Here is a 22036-nt window from a genome sequence, read left to right on the forward strand (position 1 = left end):
TAAGCGCATCGCTTGGCAAAAGGCCGTTAAGGTTAAATAGGCGAGTGATTTGTTGTTAAGTTCCCATGCTATGAGTCTGGTTAATGATTGCGATGATTCTAAAAGCGCAGCAGGGTAATTTCCTTCAATACTCCCCCGTGGTAACCCGGCACGCTGGCACCTGTAATTTTCTTCTACAGGTGCTGACTATGACGCTTTACCTTTCTATGGCCGCTTTTGCGTTGGCCTCTTCTATTACCCCTGGTCCGGTAAACATCGTGGCACTTAGCTGTGGAGCTCAGTTTGGCTTTACGACCAGCCTGCGGCATGTGACCGGTGCGACCTTGGGTTTCACGTTATTGCTGGTGTCGGTTGGCTTGGGAATGCATGAAGTGCTTACCTTATGGCCGGGGCTGACCACCGTGATCCTTTGGGCCGGCGTGGCCTTTCTGCTCTATATGGCCTATCAGCTTGCAGCGGATGACGGGAAACTCAGCCAAGGTAATCGGCAACAAACGCCTTCTTATTGGTATGGTGCCTTGTTGCAATTGCTGAACCCCAAGGCTTGGCTGGCTTCTGTTGCCAGTATGGGAGCCTTTGTCGGTGATGGGGAGATGCATCTGCTGTGGCAATTTGCTGCGCTCTACTTTGTGATTTGCTACCTGTCGATAGCCTGTTGGGCCTACGCTGGGGCGATGCTTAGCGGCCTGTTGCAGCGGGCGCACAATCTGCGCCGCTTTAACCGTTTGATGGCGCTGCTGCTGGCGTTCAGCGCCTGTTACTTGCTGGCCGAAGGGATCTGATACTGGCCGGGGGTGGCTGCCAGCAACTGCTTGAAGGTGCGCTGAAAGTGCGCCTGATCGGCAAAACCGCTTTCGTTGGCGGCAGCAGCAATGGAGAAGCCCTGTTTCAGTAGCCGCTGGCCGTGCTGCACGCGCTGATTGACCAGGTAGGCATGAGGCGTCATGCCGTAGCGCTTCTTGAAAGCGCGGATCAGATAAGAAGGGGAGAGGGCCGACGCTTGGCAGATCGCCTCCAACGTCAGCGACTGGGTACAATGAGCACGGATAAACGCCGCAGCCATTTCCAATTTAGGGGTCATATCCTGCTGTAAAACCGGAGACTCGCCAAGTAACTGCGGCAGGTTACTGAAGTAATCCACCAGGGCGATCTGCTTTTCCAGATGGCAACAGAGTGGATCGGTCAGTATCCCATACAGCTGATTCAGGCCGCTAAACAGCGCCTTATCCTGGCTGATAATCTGCTTGAATGGCACAAAGCCGCTGCTAGGGTCCTGCTGTAGCGTTGCCAACCAGTGCTGGTCGATATAAAACATGGTATAGGCCCAACGCTGGTCACCAATGGGGTTGCAGCCGTGCGCCTGCTGCGGGTTGATGATCACCACGTCACCGGTTTTAACCTGGAGGTGTTGGTCGCCGTTAACATAGGTGCTGGTACCGGCGGTGATGGTACCAATACAGAAGAACTCGTGGCTATGCAGCGCATAACAGAGCTTGCGGCCATCTTCGACGTGGCGGGCCTCAACGAACGGCAGGCGTTCATCACGCCAGAACTGTGGGGCATATTGGCTCATCGTCTCTTCTTTGGTGTTGTTACAGGGAGAGCTTGTTATAGCGCAAATAGTATTGCGTGGTCGAGAGGGAGCAAGAAAATGGTAGTGTGGTTGCAGCGGTTGGTTTTGCCGCCGGTGGTGATGGCAGTTTGTGCTGCGGGGATGACGGCAACCTGCTGGCTAGCCGAGGGGGGCTGGCAAGATAACCGGGTTATGCTCTGGACTGCTGGCGCATTAGCGGTGGCTTCCGTGCTAATTATGTTTAGTGCCAGTTATGCTTTTCACCGGGCTGGCACCACGTTGCATCCACAAAAATTTCAGCAGGTCAGCGCGTTGCTGGTTAACGGCGTTTTCCGTTTCAGCCGTAATCCGGTGTATCTGGGGCAGGTCCTGCTGTTGGCGGCTTGGGGACTGTTGCTGGGAGGTATCGGCGTCTGGTTATGGTGGGGGTTATTTTTTGCCTATCTGGATCGCGTGCAGATCCCGCGTGAAGAGACGTTCCTACGAGCCAACTTTGGGCAAGACTACAATGCGTTTTGCCGTCGGGTAAGGCGTTGGCTTTGAGGCCCCTCACCCCAACCCTCTCCCACAGGGCTGTCTCTTATACACAACTCGGCATCTTACTGTTTTTTATGGGAATTATTTCAAGCGAATCAATAGGGCACTCGGAAAAATTCTCTTTAAAATCAGCCTGCTATGTTTCTCAAATTACGGCCATTTGACCGCAACTTGAGATGTGTATAAGAGACAGCCCACAGGGAGAGGGAGCTATTAGCCCCTGCTTATTGGGTAGTAATTTAGTCATCTCAGTAAATTTTATCGCCCCCCTCAACCAAGGTGCGTCACTGAGTTTTCAGACCCACTCGATCGGCCCCCTTCCACAGGGAGAGGGAGCCGTACAGTGCCATGTTTAGGTACTGTGAGAGTTCCGCAACAGAGAGCTGATTCAGTGCGGTGGTCAGGTAGATTTCTGCAACCGAAATCGAACTCGATCGGTCCCCTCTCCCTGTGGGCTGTCTCTTATACACAACTCGGCATCTTACTGTTTTTTATGGGAATTATTTCAAGCGAATCAATAGGGCACTCGGAAAAATTCTCTTTAAAATCAGCCTGCTATGTTTCTCAAATTACGGCCATTTGACCGCAACTTGAGATGTGTATAAGAGACAGCCCTGTGGGAGAGGGTTAGGGTGAGGGGTCATTTTGATGCTGGATCTCAATCTTCTTCTTCGTTACGAGCCATCAGTTGCCGCTGGTGCTCATCGCTGGCCGCCTGGATCTCTTCCAGCACCGAGTCAACGTCGGCCCGCTTGCTGGTTTCAACAAACTTACCGGTCAACTCCGTCTCTGGCGTCAGGTTGCCTTCCTGATACAGCGCCCAAATCTCTTTGGCATACTTGCTGCCCAGCAACTGCGGCGCATACTGGCCGTAGTAGTGAGTCATATTGTTGATATCGCGTTCAAACATGCTTTTGGCATGGTTGTTGGCGGCGGCATCTACCACCTGCGGCAAATCGATAATCACCGGCCCGTCTTTATCCATCAGTACGTTGAACTCTGACAGATCGCCGTGAACCAGCCCAACACAGAGCATGCGCACGGCATAGTTCATCATCAAGGCGTGATCGTTCAACGCCTGTTCCGGCGTTAACGTGACGTCACTCAGGCGTGGGGCTACCAGACCTTCTTCATCGGTGATCAGCTCCATCAGCAATACACCGTCCAGGCAGATATCCGGCTGTGGCACACGTACGCCTGCCTTGGCCAGCAGGTATAGCGCGTCCACTTCGGTATTTTGCCAGGCCTCTTCCTGCTGTTGGCGGCCAAATTTGGAGCCTTTACTCATGGCGCGTGCGTCGCGGCTATTGCGCACTTTGCGGCCTTCCTGGTAGTTCACGGCCTGCTTGAAGTTGCGTTTATCGGCTTCTTTGTACACTTTGGCGCAGCGGATCTCTTTACCGCAACGCACGATAAATACGTCGGCTTCTTTGCCACTTTTCAAACGGCGGATGACGTCGTCGATTAAACCATCATCTACCAATGGCTGGAGTCGTTTTGGAATTTTCATGCAGCCTTGTACCCTATTTAGGCTCCGCTGTGAATATTTGCTTATGGTCTTAATGAAAAATCGGACCAAAAAGGCAAAAATGGGTTTTGCCGCCGGGGTGGTACATTGCCTCCCCGGAGGACCTTACTCTGCTTCGGCCATGACCCAGACGCTAACGCTGCCGCCGTTGACCGGGAAGGCGGCGCTACCGTGCTCATCCGTCATGATATCGTCCTCGCGGTTGCCGAGGAAGTCACGCCAGGATTTATGCGCAAAATTTTCGCCCAGCGCGACGGTTTTACTGCTTTCGGCCCCGTTGGTCATCACCACCACGCAACCCGGTTGCTCGGCAGTGCCACTGCGGCTGAAGGCGATGCAGTGGGGATCGTCAAAATAGTCTTGTTGTTCGCCGTTAGCAAAGCGTTGACGCGCCTGGATCAGTTTCTCCAGTTCGGCAATCACCGGCATGTCAATCTGGTATTGCTGGCCGTCATCGCCCTGATCGCTATAACTGGCACCGTACAGATCCGGGTAAAACAGGCAAGGAACGCCTTGTTCACGCAGCAGGATCAGGGCGTAGGCCAGCGGTTTGAACCAGGGTTCGACCGGCGCTTCGAGCGATTGCAACGGCTGAGTGTCATGGTTTGCCACCAGAGTTACCGCATGGGCAGGGTCGACGGCGACCAGCGTATCGGTAAACAGCTGCGACATATCGTAACCATCGCCCTGTTTTGACGCCAGATGGAATTTCAGCTGTAGCGGCACGTCGAACAGCATCACCTTACCATCGACCAATGCTAAATACTGTTGTAATGCCGCCAGATCGTGTGACCAGTATTCGGCCACGATAAACAGATCGCGCTGTGCCGCATCGCGCACGTGATCTGCCCAGTCTTTAAAGAACCAGGCAGGGATATGTTTGGTGGCATCCAACCGGAACCCGTCGCAAGGCAGGATTTCCATCAACCAGCGTGCCCAGTATTTTAGCTCCTCGACGACGGCCTGGTTACGAAACTCCACGTTGGCGCCCATCAAATAGTCAAAGTTGCCGTTTTCGTCGTCAACCTGATCGTTCCAACCCTCATCACCGTAGTCATTGGCAATTTTGAAGATGCCTTTGTCATCCGGTTGCTCGATATAATCGACGCCGCTAAAGCAGGTATAGTCCCAGATAAATTTGGAATAGGCCCCTTGCCGCCCTGGGAAGGTAAAGCGAGTGTAGGCCAGCGCGTCGATGCCAACCTCTGCGATATCGTTACGGTTATCTTCATCAACCTTATAGACGTGCACCTGCTCTTTTTCATCGGCGCCGATCTTGTGGTTGAACACCACGTCATAGATCACTCGGATCTGGTGTTCGCGCAGGCTATTAACGGCCTGCGTCAACGCCTCTTTGTCGCCGTATTTGGTGGCGCGGGTGCCTTTTTGATCAAACTCCCCCAGATCGAACAGATCGTAGCTGTCATACCCCACCGAATAGCCACCAGCAGCCCCTTTATAGGCTGGTGGCAGCCATAGATCGGTTACTCCTAGCTCGGCCAGGGCGGGGGCACGTTCGGTGACCTCCTGCCATAGCTTGCCGCCATCCGGGTAGTACCAATGGAAAAACTGTAACAGCGTGGTCTTTTTCGTCATCAGTCAGTACCCCGGTTCGTCAGTAAACGTGTGCCAAATGCTCGGCCCCTCTAAGCATGGGCCACTTTTGGCAAAAGGGAAAATAGCTGGCGCTAGCCTGCAAGCAGAGTAGCCTCTTGGCGCGGGGAGAGTATGGCCGATTTGGCCGCCGCCCGTGAACTGTGAGCCGTTTCACCGTTCGGGCGTTTCCGTTATGTGAAGATATAACCAGTTGATAACAAAAAACTAACGATGACAGGGAGAAGGGATGATGGATTACCCGATGGGCGTTTCCGCGCTGGTGACTTTGGTGGTGATCGCCTTATGGGCAACGTCGCGTTTGCCGGAGTATCTGGTTGCGCTGCTGTTTTTTGCTGCGGTGATGGTGTTACAGCTAGCGCCGACGGCAGTGGTGTTTTCCGGGTTTGCCTCATCGGCATTCTGGCTGGTATTGAGCGGCTTTGTGCTGGGGACGGCCATTCGTTCTACGGGGCTGGCCGATCGGCTGGCCAACCGTATTCTGCCGCTACTGGCTGGCTCCTGGCCACGATTGGTGGGCGGAGTAGTGGCCATCAGCTATGCGCTGGCCTTTGTCATGCCGTCGAATATGGGGCGTATTACCCTGCTGATGCCGATCATCATGGCGTTAGCCGAACGTGCCGGGTTGGCAGAAGGATCGCGTGGCCGCTATGGCCTGGCGTTGGCGGTAGGGTTTGGTACCTTCCAACTTTCCGCCAGCATTTTGCCTGCCAACGTACCTAATCTGGTGATGAGCGGGGCGGCAGAAAGCGCCTATGGCATTCACTTCACCTACCTGTCTTATCTGCTGCTGCATGCGCCGATCCTGGGGCTGGCAAAAGGCGCGTTGCTGACGTTATGCATCTGCTGGCTGTTCCGCGCCAAACCACAGCCGGTGGAAAAAACCTCCGAGCAGAGTGCACTTAGCGTAGCGGAATGGCGGTTGATCGCGCTGCTACTGATCACGGTGCTGTTGTGGATCACCGATAGTTGGCACGGTATTGCTCCCGCCTGGGTAGGGCTGGCTGCCGCCTGCGTTTGCCTGTTGCCGCGTATTGGTTTCCTGACGGGGGAGCAGTTTGCAGCCGGTGTCAACATCCGCACCTGTCTCTATGTGGCGGGGATCCTTGGGTTGACGGCTTTGGTGAGCCACTCCGGGTTGGGGGATTGGTTAGGCAGTGCGTTGCTGAACGTCATACCGCAAACACAGGATCGGCCATTTACCGCTTTTGGCCTGTTGATCGGTATTACGACGCTGTTGAATTTTGTTGTGACGGCCAATGGCGTACCCGCGCTGTTCACGCCGCTGGCGCAGGTTCTGTCAGAGGGGAGTGGCTTGCCGCTAACCACGGTATTGATGACGCAGGTGATTGGCTATGCCACGCCGCTGCTGCCGTATCAGGCATCACCGATTGTGGTGGCAATGGGGATGGGGAAAGTTCCGCCGCGTGAAGGACTGAAACTGTGTCTGCTGCTGGCCTTGTTAACCTTTGGGCTGTTGGTACCGTTGGATTATCTATGGTTCGGGCTATTGGGCTGGTTTGGCTGAGGGGTAAATAGCAAAAGGCGGCACCAAGGCCGCCTGATACTGCAAACATTCTCCCACCGGCTCAAAACGTAGGGGCGCTGCATGCTGCGCCCTTCCGGCCGACGAGTTTATGATTAGTTATAGATAATCGCGGTGCCGTGCAGTTTGTTGCTGCCGGTGGTTGCGATAATCTGGAAGGATTTGGCGCCGGCTGCATCCGCTTTAGCCGCCAGTTTATTTTCCAGCGATGTCAGGTCAGAAGCGCCACTCACGGTGATCACGCCTGATTGTTGCAGATCGGTGGGTTGGCTGCTGACCAACTCTGCGGCGAAGCTACCGAAAGATACAGAAGCTAGTGCGATGGCGGCGACGGTCATTTTCAGGTTTTTCATGATTTGGTTTCCTATCTCTACATGAGCAATAAAGTTTTGGTGTTATCCCGTTTAATTACTTAACGGTCGATAACTTAATGGTAGGCTCCTGCCCGAACGATTGCAAATGTTTTTTTAGTGGTCGTTAATTAATTCGTGCTATCCCGCTCAAGCCGCGGGCCGATGGGGAAGGGATGTTAAGATAGGATTTTAAATTAAATTATTGTTATTTAATCTGAATTCTAATGTTTTCTCGTATTTTTCGTCATCCTGTAGCAAGACGCAACCCGGATTGAACGCCGTTTTTTGCCCGGTAGGGGGCGTCATTGGCCACATTGCTTACCGATCGCTAATTAAAAGTTGCTCGCTTATCATCGGCGGCGTACTATTTTTTATACCGATCGATAATTTAATGATTGTGCCCGCGTTGGGCCACCGGGAAAGTGAGGGGTCTATGAGTATCAATAATGAAGACGCATGCGCGAAGAAATCACGCGGCAGGCCGAAGCAGTTTGATCGCGATCAGGCCGTTGAGCAGGCGCTTGAGCTGTTCTGGCGCCATGGCTATGAATCCACCTCGTTGGCCGATCTGGTGGAAGCGACCGGGGCTAAAGCGCCTACGCTGTATGCGGAGTTTGGTAACAAAGAGGGGCTGTTTCGCGCCGCGGTTGAGCGCTATCTGAGCCGCTACGTAGAATGTTACAACCGCCTGCTGGCCCAGGAGTTACCGATCGCCGACATCGTCGAAGCCTATTTGCGCACCTCGGCAGAGGTGTTCACCGATCCGGAAAACCCTACTGGTTGTTTTATGGTATGCGCCAACGCAGCCTTATCCGACTCTTCAAACGATCTGGCCGAGATGCTGCGCAACAAGCATTTTGCGCAGGAAACCAGCCTGAAAGCCTGCTTTGACCGCAAGGTACAACAGGGGGAGTTGCTGGCAAAAACGGATACAGGATTATTGGCGAAGTACATTATTTGCATGATTGCCGGAATGTCCGCCCAGGCGCGTGAAGGGGCTAGCCGTGACGATCTGTTGCGGTTGCTGGATACCACCATGATGGTATGGCCGCGTTTGAGCCAGGTGGGCAATAAAGTTTGATCGGGGCTGTTGAAAGCCCAACAGGCTGAAAACAAGGGGCGCAGCATGCGGCGCCCCTACGTTCGGACGTGTGTGATTGCTAGCCATTAAGCATCATATGCAGTAATGGGAAAGGCTTGCCTTGGCCATCCAGCTCGCTGCGGCCCGTCACCACAAAACCGTAATGCTGATAAAACGCCAATGCCTGCGGATTCTGCTCGTTGACGTCAAGCAGCAGTTCCTGATGCATGGACTCAACCTCGGCCAGCAGGGCCTTGCCAATACCTTCGCCACGCCGATCGGCATCAATAAACAGCATTTCCACTTTGTTGCCATCCAGGCCAATAAAACCACATAGCTGCCCTGCAGCATCTTCGGCCACCCAGACGCTGACCGCCGGGAGATAGTCGTTGAGGATCAGCGGATACAGGCGCGCAATATCCTCTTCGGCCAGGAAGTGATGGGTGGCGCGCACCGAACGCTGCCAGATTTCTACTAGCTGCACGTTATCCGCAGCTACACGCGTTCTTATCGTTATCATCGACATTCTCAATCTATTGTCATTGTTCGTTAAGCTATCCACATAGCGAGTTGAGCAGTCTCAGCCCCTCACTATGATAAACTGCGCCATAGGCCGTGGACAGGGGGATGGAAGTGATACGCGCAGCGATAGAGAAACAGGTGCTCAGCCTGACCGGGCTGGCACTCGGCGGGATTGATTTTGAAAATCCGGCTGGCGATCCGGGGCTGTTTGGCCCGCAGTCGGTCACCTGGCAAGTGCACGGTGACTTCACCTCCATGCTTTGCGGCGGCGTCAGTGCGCTGCTGTTGCAGATGTTGCACCCGTTGGCTTTGGCGGGCGTGTGGGATCATTCCAACTTCCGCGAGGATATGCTGGGCCGCCTGCGTCGTACCAGCCAGTTTATCTCTGTCACCACGTTTGGCCCCAGTGCAGAGGCGCAACGCCTGATCGACAAAGTCAAAGCCATCCATTTACAGGTCAACGGCACCGATAATAACGGCCAGCCTTATGCCGCCAGCGATCCGCATCTGCTCACCTGGGTCCATGTTGCCGAAAGCAGTCGTTTCCTGGCCTCGCACCTGCGTTACCGCAATCCGCATCTGTCCCTTGTTCAACAGGATACCTATTACCGTGAAGCGGCTCTCGTCGCGGAAGCCTTGGGCGCGTGCGATGTTCCAAAATCCTGTGCAGCGGTTGACGATTATCTGCAACAGATGCGCCCGCAGTTGGTTTGCGATGAACGCACGCTGGAAGTGGCGCGCATTCTGCTGGCTGCCCCGGCTCCCAGCGCGCTGGCCCGGCCATTCGGCGCATTGGTGATGCAGGCAGGGATCGATCTGTTGCCGGACTGGGCGCAGCAACAGTTGGGATTTACCCCTGGAGCGACCCGGCGGCGGTGCGTGCGTATTGGCGTTGGCGGTGTTGGGCGGGTGCTGCGCGCTTCGGTACGCAATGGCTCCTACCATCGGGCGATGCGGCGCATGAATAAGAGCGCATCAGCGCAATGTTAGCCAGCGCGGCCACTTTTGAGACTATTGCCCGTGATCCCGATTGACGATGCGTTCTACACTGGCCCAGAGAAATATTCTATTTTTAGCGTACAGCCTATTTGTGCGCCAGCAACCCCTTGAGGTGATATGAACGAGTCAAACGTACTTGCTGAAGTGAATAACGAGAATCAAACGCTGGTCGCGGTGGTTCAGCAAGATAGCCGGGCCGCCTATTTTTATATCTACCCAACGGAAGAGTACAGTGAACGTTTTCAGGTACGTGCCTGTTGGCTGCGCAACCTGGCTACGGCTCCGCAGCAGGAAGATCGCGCCGCTATGGAAGCCGGTCTTCCCCCAATGTTGGCGGCCGAGTTTTGCCGTAATCTGGAAGGCGAAGCGCCATTGGATCCCGCTGGGCTGATGGTGATCTGGACGGAAAGCGACGACGGGGCTGCCCTGTGGTATCACGGGCAACTGCTAGCAGTGATCCCCGGCTGGAGTTTATACATCGATCACTCGGTCTGCTATTCGGCAAGCTGCATCAAAGAGAATCCATTGGCCTATCCGCTGGGCTCCGCATCCACCAATACGCAATATGCGCTGGCGGAAAATACCCGGCAGTTCTGGCGTAGCTGGCAGCGGGAAGAGGGTAATCCCTGGCCAAAAATGCAGAGCGATTACCAGGCACAGTACGAACAACACTTTGGCCCTTCGGTGAAGTATTACGCTATCGATCAGGGCAAATGGCCGCCGATGGCCATCACCCAGCATGAGCGCGACGGGGTTTACTATTTCCTGACCATGGGGGCCAGCATCCGGCCAATGCCGTGGGTAGAGATTCTGTTCAACGACGATGCCGCCAGGTTCCGCCGGATGGAGATGGCAATCGCCATCGATGGGCAGTATATGACCGAAGAGAATGCGGTGCAGATGGCCAGCGCGTTAGCGGGATTTGCCCATGTGCCTTGGGCGAACATCACCTGGTTTGGCGAAGGGCATACTCTGGCGTCGGCGGTGGCTCCGCAGGGCTATGAAGGCTATGTACTCTCTTCGTCATTTTATCCCTACAGTGAGCACTTGGTATTGCCTAAACAATACGGTGATACGGTGAATATTTTCTGGGCCAGCCCGGTGTTTGCCACCGAACGGGAATTGGCTCAGGCCACGCCCAACGGTGGTCACGATTTGGTAACAAGGCTGCGTGAACAGGGTGTCGATCATATCTTCCGCCCGCGTCAGCCATTATGTTAACCGAGTAAACCAGTAAGAAAGTGAGGAGTCAGTGTTTATGCCTCACTTTCTGTACGGGAGGCTAATGTGATATTGGACATTTAATGAATACTTATCCTGCTAAAAACGTTACCATTACCGCTGATCTTTCATGAAGTTCTCTTGCAAACTGACAATCGAATGAAGACGATAACGACACCAGTCCCGGCTCTTGATAAAGCAATTCGCGTCTGTAATTTTTTGGCTGAAAAAGGGAATGCGACCTTCAGCCAAATCTATCTGGGGGTAGATTTGCCCAAAAGCAGTACCTCCACGTTGCTAAATGCAATGGTGGCTCATGGAATGCTGCGCCAGGAACGGGATAAATACTCATTGGGCTTGTTGTTGTTTGAACTGGGCAATAAGGCTATCCAACACTTTGATATCAAAACCGTTGCAACTCCGTTGTTGGCAGAGCTGCGTGACAGCACCAATCTAACCTGCCACCTGGGTGTTCTTGAAGGTGGTGCAGCCATCTACCTGCTTAAAATGGAAAGCCCGCAGGCTGTTGTGGTGCGCAGCTGGGAAGGGAAACGGTTATCTCTATACAGTTCCGGATTGGGAAAGGTGCTATTGGCCTGGCAGGCAGAGCAAGAGATCGACGATTTGTTGCCAGAAAGCGAACCTTTCACTGCCTATACGGAAAAAACCATCACCAGACGAGCCATCTACAAACAACAATTGGCTGAAATTCGTCAGCGTGGCTGGGCTTGTGATGATGAGGAGGATTGCATCGGCGTGCGCTGTATTTCCGCTCCGGTGCGTAATGCTCAGGGGGACGTTATCGCTGCAATCAGCGTTTCTGGGGTGCTTTTCCAACTTCCCGAAGAAAAATGGCAAGAGATTGCCAATCAGGTGCAACATACCTGTTCCCTCCTGAGTACTTTGATCAAAGCCTGAGCCAGGTAATACCCTGGCCTGCCCCCACCTAATCTTGTAGTAATGCGATAAATCAGAGAACGATCACAGTTCACTCTTTGAGCGGATTGACTCAATGCCTCATTTCGCGCATCATTTTCTTTATGCGGAACATCAGTTCCATATATAGAACAAGGTGAGGTGGCAACGGTGAATAGATTCAGAGGTGTATTTCCCCCGGTTCCTACTGTGGTGGATGAAAACGGTAAGCTTGATAGAAAGGGCATGGGGATGCTGCTTGATCATGTCATTGCTGCCGGTGCTCAAGGCGTATTGATCCTCGGTAGTGGAGGCGAGTTTTGCCATCTGTCACATGAAACACGTCTTGAAGTAGCAGAATTCTGTGTTCAATACATAGAAGGCCGGGTGACGGTGCTGCTGGGTATTGCGGCGTCGGGTACGGCGGAAACTATTGATTATGGCAGGCATGCGGCGGCCATCGGCGCCGATGCGGTATTAGTGGTTAACCCTTATTATGCTCAGTTAAATGAAGAGTATATTTATCAGCACTATCGCACAATTGCAGAAGCGCTCACGTTACCGGTATTTCTGTACAACTTCCCAGCCCTAACCGGACAGGACATTGGTCTCGACGTCATCACACGCCTTGCCAGGGATGTGCCCAATATTGTTGGCATTAAAGATACGATTGATAACATCAGCCACACGCGCGAAATTATCAATCGAGTTCACGCTTTTAGACCAAACTTTATTATCTTTTCTGGTTACGACGAATATATGCTTGATACCTTGATCCTTGGCGGGCATGGCGGTATTCCTGCCACCTTCAATTTTGCTCCTGAAGTGACCGGCGGCATCTATGAGGCCTTCATCAACAAGGATTATGAAAAAGCTTTTGCCTTACAACGTCGTCTTGCCAGGCTTTCATCGCTATATGCCCTGGAGACTCCTTTCTTTGGGGTCATCAAAGAAGCCATTAAAGCCAGTGGTATTGATATCTCAACGGAAGTGGTTGCACCTACCAGGAAACTTTCTGCTGAAAAAATTGAACAGATGAAAGAAATTCTTAGTGCGATTAGGTAACCAAGAGGATAACTGAAATGAGCAATGTCTATCCTGTTATTAAAATTAATCCTAATGATGATGTCGTGATCGCGCGGACACACATTGAGGCTGGCACCCTTCTCCCCACAGAGGGAATTACAGTCCTGAATGAGGTTCCGGAAGGGCATAAAGTTGCTTTGTACAATATTGCAGTGGGTGCGCCCGTGAAACGTTACGGCCAGATTATCGGTTTTGCCACACAGCCGATCAGAGCCGGTGAGCATATCCACATGCACAACCTGGGGATGGGGGATTTTACCCGTAATTACGCTTTCGGGGAGGATACCGTAACCCTGCCTAAGCCCGAAAGAATCGATACCTTCATGGGCATCAAACGGCAAGATGGTCGGGTAGCAACCCGTAACTTCATTGGCATTCTGACCACGGTCAACTGTAGTGCCACGGTGGCAAGGGCCATCGAGGATCACTATAAAAAAGTTGGGTTGGACGATTACCCAAACGTGGATGGCATTGTGGCACTGCCACAAAGTTTTGGTTGCGCCATTGGCTTTGATAGTGAAGCCATGATTGTGATGCGTCGGACATTGAGTGGCTACGCCCGCCACGTCAATTTTGCCGGTGTGCTGATCATCGGATTGGGTTGTGAATCAAACCAGATAAAAGATCTCATGCAGGTTGAAGGGCTTGAGGAGGGATCCTCGCTGCATACCTTGACGATTCAGGAAACCGGTGGTACTCAGAAAACCATTAGTAAGGGTATTGCGGTTATCGACGGTATGCTCACGCAGGCCAATAAGGTCAAACGTGAAGCGGTGCCTGTTTCAGAAATCATTCTTGCCCTCGAATGTGGTGGTTCGGATAGTTACTCCGGCATTTCTGCCAATCCGGTATTGGGCTATGCCGCTGACAAAATTGTGCAGCAGGGGGGAACAGCGATTCTGTCTGAGACATCAGAGATTTATGGCGCAGAGCATCTGTTAACCCGGCGGGCGATTTCTGAGAAGGTCGGTAAAAAGCTTATTGCCCGTTTTGATTGGTGGGAAGATTACTGCAAGCGTACCAAGAGTGAAATGAACAATAATCCTTCGGCAGGTAATAAAGCTGGGGGACTAACCACCGTGTTGGAAAAATCGTTGGGCGGTATCGCTAAAGGGGGTACCTCAAACCTGGTTGAAGTGTATGAATATGCCGAGCCCGTTACGGCCAAAGGGTTGGTCTTTATGGATACTCCCGGTTATGACCCAATCGCCGTTACTGGGCAAATAGCCGGCGGGGCAAATCTGCTTTGTTTTACCACCGGTCGCGGGTCGGCTTTTGGCAGCAAACCCACTCCTTGCCTGAAAATGGCCACCAACAACACGTTGTGGAACCGTCAGCGGGAAGATATGGATATGAACTGCGGCGATGTTGTGGAAGGTAAGGAAACCATAGCCGAGGCGGGTGAACGGCTTTATATCATGATCCTTGAAATGGCCTCGGGAAGAAAAACTAAAAGTGAACAGTTCGGTTATGGCAGCCTGGAGTTCGTGCCATGGAATATAGGTTCAATTATGTAATTGTTTTCAATTGTGCCCGATTAAATTTCGGGCTCAATCCCTTTAATTGATAGTGTATCCACTATTCTATGTGTCGCACATAGCCAGGAGAAAATCATGTCTATAATAAAGAGTGAGGTTTCTTATAACGCTTCACCAACCCATGTTAGGTGGAATATATTTTTAATACTATTGCTGTTAGGTGCAACAAATTACATAGATCGAACTTCTCTGGCCATTGCCATGCCATATATCGTTGAGGAGTTTAATATCCAGGATACGATCGTGGTTGGCTTATTACACAGTACTTTCTTTTGGGCCTATGCCTTAATGCAGGTACCCAGCGGAGTATTGGCAGATAAATTCAAAACTCGTACCATTATTGCCTGGGCCACCATTTTATGGGGAGCTTTCCAGGCGATTGCGGCCTTGTGCCATACCACCAGTTTATTGGCATTGTCTCGCGTGGGGCTAGGCCTATCTGAAGCGCCTATTATGCCTGCTGGTGCCAAACTGATGGGGACCTGGCTGACACCGACAGAGCGTGGGCGCGGATCTATGCTGCTGGATGGTGGGGCGGCGTTAGGCACGGCCTTGGGCGCGGTGATTCTGACCTGGTTGATCGCTTTCTTTGGCTCATGGCGCATGGCATTCATTATTGCCGGTATAGGCACCATGCTGGCCGGTGTTCTGGCCTGGTGGTATATCCGAACCTATCCTCATGAACACCCGAAAATCAATCAGGCCGAACTCGAACACATTACAAAAGATAATGAGTTTGCTACTAAAAAAGCTGAAAAATACAAAATCAAGGACGTTATCCCTTATTTGAAACAGCGAAATGTCTTGGCGTTGATCGGTGGGTGGGTTTGTTATAGTACTGTTTTCTATGGTTTAATGACCTGGCTACCCTTATATTTTCAAAAGACCTATGGGTTTGATATCAAGTCGATGGGGGGTGCCATGGCTTTTATCTTCCTGCTTTGTTTTGTAGGCCAACTCACGGGGGGGTATATCATTGACCGCTGGAGAAATTCAGGTGCTGATACCAACAAGGTCATGCACACCATGCTGGGTATTTCAGCGGTCACTGCTGGCGTGGGGATCTTTATCTGTGCCAATATCAATCATCCAGTTGCTGCGGTAGTGTTGTTAGGGATCGCCATGTTCCCTCTTCGCTGGGCAAGTGTTTATTGGTCTATCCCTTCATTGCTCGGGGCACAAAAAGTGGCAGGCACTATTTGTGGCACTATGAATTTTAGCAGTAACTTATTTGCCGCCATTATTCCAATATTAATTGGTTTTATCGTCCAACTCACCGGTAATTATTATATTGCCATGATGTTCTTCGCGGCCGCTGCCATAGGTTACTTGATTTGTTCGTTGCTAATTAATTTCGACAAAAAAATGGAGTTAGAAAGTTAGAATAAATTAATTAGCCTCAATATTTCTCTCTGTTATTTAAAAATCGTAAGGAAGTAATATGATCACGACAGCAGTTTTCCCTGGGCGCTATGTACAGGGGGCTCGAGCTATTTCCTGCCTTCTGGGTGAGGAATTATCCCGTCTGGGGCAACGGGCTCTGGTGTTACAAGATCCCGTTGTCCATCAGAAATTAGGTACTCAGATTAGCCTGGCATTAGAAGGAAAGGTTGAGTTTCTTGTCGAAGTCTTTAACAGCGAATGTTCTGACGAAGAGATTAGCCGTATTTCTGCTTTGGCCGAATCCTATCGGGCTGATGTTATTGTCGGTATTGGCGGTGGAAAAACATTGGATACGGCGAAAGCCACCGGCGCGGCGATGAAAAAGCCTATTGCCATTGTACCCACGTTGGCCTCTACGGATGCCCCATGCAGTTCGTTAGTGGTGATTTATACCCCGGAAGGTCAGTTTAAACGCTATCTGATGATCCCGAGAAATCCCGATTTGGTGCTGGTGGATTCTCAGGTAATCGCTGAAGCGCCAGTACGCTTTTTGGTTTCAGGAATGGGGGATGCACTGGCTACCTGGTTTGAGGCGGAAGATTGCCGGATAAAAGGCGCGGGTAATATGACTACGCGGCCAGGGCCGATGTCTGCTTTTGGCTTGGCGAAATTATGCTACGACACCTTGCTGAAATATGGCGTGCTGGCCAAAAGTGCCTGTGAAAAGAATCAGGTGACGCCAGCACTTGAGCATGTGATTGAGGCTAACACTCTGCTCTCAGGTTTAGGCTTTGAAAGTGGTGGTTTGGCTGCTGCGCACGCTATCCATAACGGTTTGACTGTGTTACCACAGACTCGTGATTATTGGCATGGTGAAAAGGTGGCGTTTGGTACTCTTGCCATGTTGATGCTGACCGATCGGGAACCAGAGATTATTGATAGGGTGTACCGTTTTTGCGAAGAAGTGGGGTTACCGACAACGCTGGCCCAGATCGGCTTGGCTGAGGTAACTGATGAGGAACTGCTGCAGGTAGCTCACGCCAGTTGCCAGCCCGGAGAGACTATGCAAAACGAACCGCATTCGATCACTCCTCAGGGGCTGGTGGCGGCTCTGAGTACTGCCGATGTGTTTGGGCAACGTAGACTCGTCTGACCTACAAGCCGGCAAGTCCATCGCCGTGTTGAAATGCTGGCAGGTAGGAAATACCTGCCAGCAGCCTAATCAGGGCAGGGTACTGTCAATGATACCGGCACCAGCCTGGCTGGTGACGATGGCTTTGACTTCACTCACCTCGTCAACATGCAACCGCAGCGTAGGAACCCAACCTACGTTGTCCGTGAGCTGATCTGCCGCGGAAACCGAGGCGTTATACACCGCCAGCAGATCGGTTGGCGTGCCGTTGACCAGGTTATCGCTGGTGAAAATGTGCTTGCCTACGTAACGTTTGATGATCTTGCTGGCCGGGATGCCGCTGGCCAGATCGATGGCATTTTTTTCCGCATAGATAGCAGATTCAATCCCCACCCCCCACAGGCTGGTAAAGTCCTGGGCCGCGAGGATCTCGGCGTAGTTGTTAAAGACATCCACTTGGCCAAAGCGGACGCGTGGCGCTCGCTGGCCCGGATTGCGCCAGTGGTTGTGGTGCATCGTGACCTTGAGCTTATCGCGATCGTCGATGCGTGAGTCGGAGGAACCGATTAGGTTTACCTTGTCGTGATCGTCAAAGATATTGTAGGAAGCTGTGACATAGTTGCTGCCATGGGTCATGTCCAACAGGCCATCGTGTACCTGGAATAATCGGCCATAAACCTTCGGTAAGGACTGGCGCGGGTGCTCGCCATCGTCCAGCGTGACATGATCGATCCAGGCGTGCTCGGTGGTCATGATCGACAGATTATCGTACAGGCTATTCCAGTTTCCGGCACTGCCATCGGTTGGGTCCCATTCAGGGAAGCAATCGTAAGCGTCGGAGATCCGCAGGTTACGTACGATTACGTTCGAGACCTCCTTGGCCAGCAGATGAGCACCGATAATATGCGCATCTTTACCGACGCCGATCAGGCTTACGTTAGAGCCAAAACGTTGCTGTATTTGTTGGCTTTGCAGCTTGGTTGCGGCCACCCGTGCGTCTTCCAATGGGCCTGAAGGCGTCACCATCCCCCAAGGGCCTTCGGGATTAAAATGCTCGATAAAATCGGCCATGCTGAAGGCTGAGCCAGTGTCGGAAACGATGACCTGGTTGGCCAAGCTTTCGCAGGTATATACGCCTTCACCCTCATGTTTTTCCATGGCATTGATGGTGCCTTTGACATAGATAATCCGTGGTGTGGTTTCACGCTGGGCGTTGCTCCCTCCGAGCGCTGTGCGTAGTTCCTGCCAGGTGCTGACTTCGAAAACATGGCTACTGTCGGCCGCGCTGCCGCCGGTCACTCCGGGGCCATAAGATCCCCAGCCGTCGCTTTTAGCTAATATTTCACGCCCCAGATCGTTGGCCGTTGCTGGCGTGCAATAGGCTAAATTGGCGCCGAGCATGATCGCCATAGTGCTGGCCAGGGCCGCACGTCGCACAGTAAAGTATTGATGCATAATGACTCCTGTCATAAAACTCTTTAACGTTTCTTCAGCATGCCTGCCAATCTCATTAGCGCTGAAACACGCTTTCTTACCTCCTGTTTCAACGGTAGAAACAACCTCCATGCTGAATAGGAACCTCGTGAGAGGCACATGGCATTACCGCGCTATCGGTAAGCTAAGTTAACTATAGAACTTAATTTCTTTTTTATAAAAATACTGTTTCATTTTGTGTTGTGACTCAAGTTTTTGCCGGGAAGTTTTTATCTTTAGGGCATGTCTAAACGCCGTTTTTTGGCTTAGTATCGAGGGTCACTCATTCCACCAACGGGGTTTGCCATGAAGTCAGCGTTATTAATCATCGATGTGCAGCAGGGCCTGTTTAATCCCCCACCGGCAGAGGCCGAGCAGGTGCTTACGCGGATTAATCAACTGAGTGAACGCGCCCGGCAGGCTGGTGCGCCGGTGATTTTTATTCAGCATCAGACGGCTCATGAAGAGCTGCCAGCAGGCAGTGCAGCCTGGCAGATCCATTCGGAGCTGCAGGTGCAGGCAGGGGATCATCGGGTTGATAAAACCACGCCGGATTCCTTTTTACGCACCAATCTGGGCAAGCTGCTGATTGCCGAAGGGGTCACACAACTGGTGATCTGCGGCTATTCCACTGAATACTGCGTCGATACCACCACCCGCCGGGCCGCTGGCCTGGGTTACCCGGTGGTGCTGGCGGCAGATGCACATACCAGCCATGACAAACCCCACGCCAGTGGGCTACAGATCCGTACTCACCATAATGCCACCTTGTCGAGTATCGAAAGTTTTGGTGTAGCGATCCGCGCCGTGCCTACAGCCGAAGTGAGTTTCTGAGCCGGATGTCGCTCTTGACGCGGTTCTGAGCGGAGTGTAACGTAGCTGAATGAATATCTTCCCGCAGTTCACATCTTGTTTTAGCTGGTGGCGCCTTTTCTAAGGGCGGCACGGGTATTCATCCCTCATTTTTAATGCCGCCGGTTTTGGCGGCATTTTTATATGCGTTGATCCGGCGGTCTGTATACTTCCAGGAGCAAGGCTATGAGTTACACCATTCTGACTGGCGATCGCGCCACCGGTTCACTGCATTTGGGCCATTACGTCGGTTCACTGCGCCAGCGCGTTGAGCTACAGCATCATCATCAGCAAACGGTGATGGTGGCCGATCTGCAAGGGCTGACCGATAACGGCAGCAATCCGCAAAAAATCAGTGCCAACGTGCTAAACGTGGTGGCCGACTATCTGGCGGTGGGGATCGATCCTGCCAAGACCACGCTGTGCCTGCAATCGGCGCTTCCGGCGCTGGCAGAACTGACGATGTATTACCTCAATCTGGTCACCGTTGCCCGCCTGGAACGTAACCCCACGGTGAAAAGCGAAATCATCGAGAAAGACTTTTCACGTAGCCTGCCTGCCGGATTCCTGATTTACCCGGTCAGCCAGGCGGCGGATATCACCGCTTTTGGGGCGACTCACGTGCCGGTTGGGGAAGATCAGTTACCGATGCTGGAGCAAACCAACGAAATTGTCCGGCGCTTTAACCGCATCGTCGATCGCGAGGTGCTGGTGGAGTGCCAGCCGTTGCTGAGCCGCGTTGGTCGGCTACCGGGGCTGGACGGGCAGGGCAAGATGTCGAAATCACGCGGCAATACCATCATGCTGGGGGCCAGCGCCGACGAAGTGCATAAGGCGGTGATGAGCATGTTTACCGATCCCAACCACCTGAACGTCAGCGATCCCGGCCAGGTGGAAGGCAATATGGTATTCACCTATCTGGACGCGTTTTGCGAGGACGCAGCGCTGGTGGCACAGTTGAAGGATCACTATCGTCAGGGCGGCTTGGGTGACGTGAAGATTAAACGGTTGTTGGAGGATTGCCTGCAAACCCTGCTGGAGCCTATCCGCACCCGGCGGGCCGAGTACAGCGCCGATAAGGGCGAGCTGATGCGCATCCTGAGAGAGGGCAGCCAGCGGGCCAATCAGGTGACTCAGGGCACCTTGGCACAGGTCAAGTCCGCGCTAGGTCTGGATTTTTTTGCCCTGGATTGAGGATCCCTCTCCGGTTGGAGAGGGAAAGTCTGACGATCAAGCCGCGCTGTCGGTGATCGGGTGTTTGACGATAAACACGTAAGACAGCGCCCCGATCAGGGTAACGCAGGAACAAATGGTCAGTGCCAGGCTGAATGAGTTGGTAGTATCCAGGATCCAGCCGGTGATCACCGGGGCAAACGAAGCGAACACAAAGCTGGCAAAGTTTTGAATGCTGCCCACCGAGGCGGTCATACGGGAAGTGACCGCCACGTGGATCAGCCCCCAGCAGGAGGTACCGGCAAAGTGGATACAGAACAGCGCCATACTGATTAATGCCACCGCACTGGTGGTGGTGGTGGCCTGTGCCACGACGGAGGTAAAACCTGCGGAAAGCAGCATACCGGCGACGATACAGATTTTACGGCTCTTGAGCGGAGCCATGCCGCGGCGCACCAGGAAGTCGGTGACAAAGCCGTTTGACAGCATGCCCGCCGCCCCAAACAGGAACGGGATTGCCGCCAACATACCGGTACTTTTCAGATCCAGATGGTAGGTGGTTTGCAGATAGCCCGGCAGCCAGGCCAGATACAGCCAGGCGGTGTAGTTGATGCCGCTAAAGCCGATCATCATCCCCCACATGGTGCGGTTTTTGAACAGCGACCGCCATTCCTTGAAGTTCATCGGCTCACGGCGTGCGCTGACGCTACCGGCGTTGAGATAGCTTTGCTCCTGCTCGTTGAGCTTGATGTCTTCGCGGTTGCGATACAGCATGTACCATGCAATGGACAGGACAATGCCCAGTAAACCAATGGTGATGAACATCCCGCGCCAGCCTAACAACAGCATCATGGCGGTGAGGATGGGTGGGCTGATGGCTAACCCGATGGTGGAGGCCGAGTTAAAGATCCCCATCGGCATGCCGCGATCTTTGATGTTGAACCAATCGTTGATGACTTTCACGCCGCAAGGGTTCATTGGCGCTTCGCCGATCCCCAGGCCGATACGCACCCAGATAAACTGGGTAAAATTGTGGATCATGCCAGACATCGTCTGGAACACAGACCAGATAAACATCCCCAGACCCAGCATGATACGCGGGCCTTTGCGATCCAGCAGCGGTCCACAGGGTAATTGGGCAATCCCATAGGCCAGCGAAAAGGCGGAAAGTAGCAGGCCGATCTCGGTACCGCTCAACCCCATTTCTTCACGAATGGTGGAGTTGGCGACGGACAGAGAACTGCGATCGAGAAAATTAATCACGGCAGCAAAAAATAACAGGATCATTGCCGTATTCTGGATTTTTTTAATTTTTGCAGAGCGCTCCGCTATGCCGCCTTTGGGTATAGGATTAATGCTATCTGAATAACTGTCCGCCGGTTCTTTTCCTGTGCTCACGGTGGTTATCTTTTCCATCACTCGCCTCTATATTCCGTATTAATAATAGTTATTCTTCCGGGGCATGGCCCTGGTTCGGTGTTAACAACGGTATGTCTTTCGGCAGTGAGCC

At 52.7% G+C, this 22036-nt stretch carries 20 protein-coding genes; 13 read left to right on the forward strand and 7 right to left on the reverse strand.

What is annotated here, in order from left to right:
• Nucleotides 1-188: 188 nt before the first annotated feature.
• Nucleotides 189-782, forward strand: a complete 594-nt coding sequence (locus D9980_RS02320; protein ID WP_121606272.1) for a LysE family translocator — start codon at nt 189-191, stop codon at nt 780-782.
• Here the strand turns inward: D9980_RS02320 and D9980_RS02325 are convergent.
• Nucleotides 758-1573, reverse strand: coding sequence for an AraC family transcriptional regulator (locus tag D9980_RS02325; RefSeq protein WP_121606273.1), 816 nt, complete (start codon nt 1571-1573; stop codon nt 758-760). The two genes, D9980_RS02320 and D9980_RS02325, sit on opposite strands and share 25 nt — an antisense overlap.
• Before the next feature lie 78 nt (nt 1574-1651).
• Between D9980_RS02325 and D9980_RS02330 the strand changes: the two genes are divergently transcribed.
• Nucleotides 1652-2116, forward strand: a complete 465-nt coding sequence (locus D9980_RS02330) for an isoprenylcysteine carboxylmethyltransferase family protein (RefSeq protein ID WP_162304219.1) — start codon at nt 1652-1654, stop codon at nt 2114-2116.
• A gap of 652 nt (nt 2117-2768) precedes the next feature.
• On the opposite strand, the gene D9980_RS02335 is transcribed toward D9980_RS02330, so the two are convergent.
• Both D9980_RS02335 and amyA read right to left on the reverse strand, forming a co-directional pair.
• Nucleotides 2769-3620, reverse strand: a complete 852-nt coding sequence (locus tag D9980_RS02335; protein WP_021805181.1) for a PA4780 family RIO1-like protein kinase — start codon at nt 3618-3620, stop codon at nt 2769-2771.
• A 123-nt stretch (nt 3621-3743) separates the two neighbouring features.
• On the reverse strand, nt 3744-5234 hold the full coding sequence (gene amyA, locus D9980_RS02340; RefSeq protein ID WP_121606274.1) for an alpha-amylase: 1491 nt from the start codon (nt 5232-5234) through the stop codon (nt 3744-3746).
• A 247-nt stretch (nt 5235-5481) separates the two neighbouring features.
• Between amyA and D9980_RS02345 the strand changes: the two genes are divergently transcribed.
• Complete coding sequence (locus D9980_RS02345; RefSeq protein ID WP_046808110.1) at nt 5482-6780, forward strand: SLC13 family permease; 1299 nt, start codon at nt 5482-5484, stop codon at nt 6778-6780.
• A 113-nt stretch (nt 6781-6893) separates the two neighbouring features.
• On the opposite strand, the gene D9980_RS02350 is transcribed toward D9980_RS02345, so the two are convergent.
• Nucleotides 6894-7151 (reverse strand): YdgH/BhsA/McbA-like domain containing protein, encoded by a 258-nt coding sequence (locus tag D9980_RS02350; RefSeq protein ID WP_024485340.1) that lies wholly within the window; start codon nt 7149-7151, stop codon nt 6894-6896.
• Nucleotides 7152-7584: 433 nt separating this feature from the next.
• Here D9980_RS02350 and D9980_RS02355 point away from each other — a divergent pair, with 433 nt between their 5' ends.
• Nucleotides 7585-8232, forward strand: coding sequence for a TetR/AcrR family transcriptional regulator (locus D9980_RS02355; protein ID WP_121606275.1), 648 nt, complete (start codon nt 7585-7587; stop codon nt 8230-8232).
• Nucleotides 8233-8311: 79 nt separating this feature from the next.
• Here the strand turns inward: D9980_RS02355 and D9980_RS02360 are convergent, their stop codons facing one another.
• Complete coding sequence (locus D9980_RS02360) at nt 8312-8752, reverse strand: acetyltransferase (protein ID WP_121606276.1); 441 nt, start codon at nt 8750-8752, stop codon at nt 8312-8314.
• A 107-nt stretch (nt 8753-8859) separates the two neighbouring features.
• Here D9980_RS02360 and D9980_RS02365 point away from each other — a divergent pair, with 107 nt between their 5' ends.
• From D9980_RS02365 to D9980_RS02395, 7 genes are all read left to right on the forward strand, one after another.
• The gene (locus tag D9980_RS02365) at nt 8860-9744 is read left to right on the forward strand and encodes an oxygenase MpaB family protein (protein WP_121606277.1); all 885 of its coding nucleotides are present in this window, start codon (nt 8860-8862) and stop codon (nt 9742-9744) included.
• A gap of 126 nt (nt 9745-9870) precedes the next feature.
• Nucleotides 9871-10974: a suppressor of fused domain protein gene (locus tag D9980_RS02370; protein WP_121606278.1), complete on the forward strand. Its 1104-nt coding sequence runs from the start codon at nt 9871-9873 to the stop codon at nt 10972-10974.
• Nucleotides 10975-11133: 159 nt separating this feature from the next.
• A complete protein-coding gene (locus D9980_RS02375) occupies nt 11134-11892 on the forward strand; it encodes an IclR family transcriptional regulator (RefSeq protein ID WP_121606279.1) in 759 nt (252 codons plus the stop codon).
• 159 nt (nt 11893-12051) lie between these two features.
• Nucleotides 12052-12954, forward strand: coding sequence for a dihydrodipicolinate synthase family protein (locus D9980_RS02380; RefSeq protein WP_121606280.1), 903 nt, complete (start codon nt 12052-12054; stop codon nt 12952-12954).
• A gap of 17 nt (nt 12955-12971) precedes the next feature.
• A complete protein-coding gene (locus D9980_RS02385; RefSeq protein WP_121606281.1) occupies nt 12972-14492 on the forward strand; it encodes a UxaA family hydrolase in 1521 nt (506 codons plus the stop codon).
• 96 nt (nt 14493-14588) lie between these two features.
• On the forward strand, nt 14589-15896 hold the full coding sequence (locus tag D9980_RS02390; RefSeq protein WP_121606282.1) for an MFS transporter: 1308 nt from the start codon (nt 14589-14591) through the stop codon (nt 15894-15896).
• 58 nt (nt 15897-15954) lie between these two features.
• Nucleotides 15955-17049 (forward strand): glycerol dehydrogenase, encoded by a 1095-nt coding sequence (locus tag D9980_RS02395; protein WP_121606283.1) that lies wholly within the window; start codon nt 15955-15957, stop codon nt 17047-17049.
• Nucleotides 17050-17118: 69 nt separating this feature from the next.
• Here the strand turns inward: D9980_RS02395 and D9980_RS02400 are convergent, their stop codons facing one another.
• Nucleotides 17119-18483, reverse strand: a complete 1365-nt coding sequence (locus D9980_RS02400) for a polysaccharide lyase family 1 protein (RefSeq protein ID WP_162304220.1) — start codon at nt 18481-18483, stop codon at nt 17119-17121.
• A 324-nt stretch (nt 18484-18807) separates the two neighbouring features.
• On the opposite strand from D9980_RS02400, the gene D9980_RS02405 reads away from it, so the two are divergent.
• Nucleotides 18808-19335: a cysteine hydrolase family protein gene (locus D9980_RS02405; RefSeq protein WP_121606285.1), complete on the forward strand. Its 528-nt coding sequence runs from the start codon at nt 18808-18810 to the stop codon at nt 19333-19335.
• A 204-nt stretch (nt 19336-19539) separates the two neighbouring features.
• Nucleotides 19540-20547 (forward strand): tryptophan--tRNA ligase, encoded by a 1008-nt coding sequence (gene trpS / locus D9980_RS02410; protein ID WP_046808111.1) that lies wholly within the window; start codon nt 19540-19542, stop codon nt 20545-20547.
• Between the two features lie 36 nt (nt 20548-20583).
• Here trpS and D9980_RS02415 read toward each other — a convergent pair whose 3' ends face one another.
• A complete protein-coding gene (locus tag D9980_RS02415; RefSeq protein ID WP_121606286.1) occupies nt 20584-21942 on the reverse strand; it encodes an MFS transporter in 1359 nt (452 codons plus the stop codon).
• Between the last annotated feature and the right edge of the window lie 94 nt (nt 21943-22036).

The sequence above is a fragment of the Serratia sp. 3ACOL1 genome (assembly GCF_003668775.1).
Lineage (GTDB): Bacteria > Pseudomonadota > Gammaproteobacteria > Enterobacterales > Enterobacteriaceae > Chania > Chania fonticola.

Excerpts from the sequence above, each read along its gene's own strand:
- D9980_RS02350 (WP_024485340.1), bottom strand. The coding sequence starts at position 7,151 with ATGAAAAACCTGAAAATGACCGTCGCCGCCATCGCACTAGCTTCTGTA.
- D9980_RS02325 (WP_121606273.1), bottom strand. The coding sequence starts at position 1,573 with ATGAGCCAATATGCCCCACAGTTCTGGCGTGATGAACGCCTGCCGTTC.
- D9980_RS02370 (WP_121606278.1), top strand. The coding sequence starts at position 9,871 with ATGAACGAGTCAAACGTACTTGCTGAAGTGAATAACGAGAATCAAACG.
- D9980_RS02345 (WP_046808110.1), top strand. The coding sequence starts at position 5,482 with ATGATGGATTACCCGATGGGCGTTTCCGCGCTGGTGACTTTGGTGGTG.
- trpS (WP_046808111.1), top strand. The coding sequence starts at position 19,540 with ATGAGTTACACCATTCTGACTGGCGATCGCGCCACCGGTTCACTGCAT.
- D9980_RS02395 (WP_121606283.1), top strand. The coding sequence starts at position 15,955 with ATGATCACGACAGCAGTTTTCCCTGGGCGCTATGTACAGGGGGCTCGA.
- D9980_RS02335 (WP_021805181.1), bottom strand. The coding sequence starts at position 3,620 with ATGAAAATTCCAAAACGACTCCAGCCATTGGTAGATGATGGTTTAATC.
- D9980_RS02360 (WP_121606276.1), bottom strand. The coding sequence starts at position 8,752 with ATGATAACGATAAGAACGCGTGTAGCTGCGGATAACGTGCAGCTAGTA.
- D9980_RS02355 (WP_121606275.1), top strand. The coding sequence starts at position 7,585 with ATGAGTATCAATAATGAAGACGCATGCGCGAAGAAATCACGCGGCAGG.
- D9980_RS02365 (WP_121606277.1), top strand. The coding sequence starts at position 8,860 with ATGGAAGTGATACGCGCAGCGATAGAGAAACAGGTGCTCAGCCTGACC.
- D9980_RS02415 (WP_121606286.1), bottom strand. The coding sequence starts at position 21,942 with ATGGAAAAGATAACCACCGTGAGCACAGGAAAAGAACCGGCGGACAGT.
- D9980_RS02405 (WP_121606285.1), top strand. The coding sequence starts at position 18,808 with ATGAAGTCAGCGTTATTAATCATCGATGTGCAGCAGGGCCTGTTTAAT.
- D9980_RS02390 (WP_121606282.1), top strand. The coding sequence starts at position 14,589 with ATGTCTATAATAAAGAGTGAGGTTTCTTATAACGCTTCACCAACCCAT.
- D9980_RS02375 (WP_121606279.1), top strand. The coding sequence starts at position 11,134 with ATGAAGACGATAACGACACCAGTCCCGGCTCTTGATAAAGCAATTCGC.
- D9980_RS02330 (WP_162304219.1), top strand. The coding sequence starts at position 1,652 with ATGGTAGTGTGGTTGCAGCGGTTGGTTTTGCCGCCGGTGGTGATGGCA.
- D9980_RS02385 (WP_121606281.1), top strand. The coding sequence starts at position 12,972 with ATGAGCAATGTCTATCCTGTTATTAAAATTAATCCTAATGATGATGTC.
- D9980_RS02400 (WP_162304220.1), bottom strand. The coding sequence starts at position 18,483 with ATGCATCAATACTTTACTGTGCGACGTGCGGCCCTGGCCAGCACTATG.
- amyA (WP_121606274.1), bottom strand. The coding sequence starts at position 5,234 with ATGACGAAAAAGACCACGCTGTTACAGTTTTTCCATTGGTACTACCCG.
- D9980_RS02320 (WP_121606272.1), top strand. The coding sequence starts at position 189 with ATGACGCTTTACCTTTCTATGGCCGCTTTTGCGTTGGCCTCTTCTATT.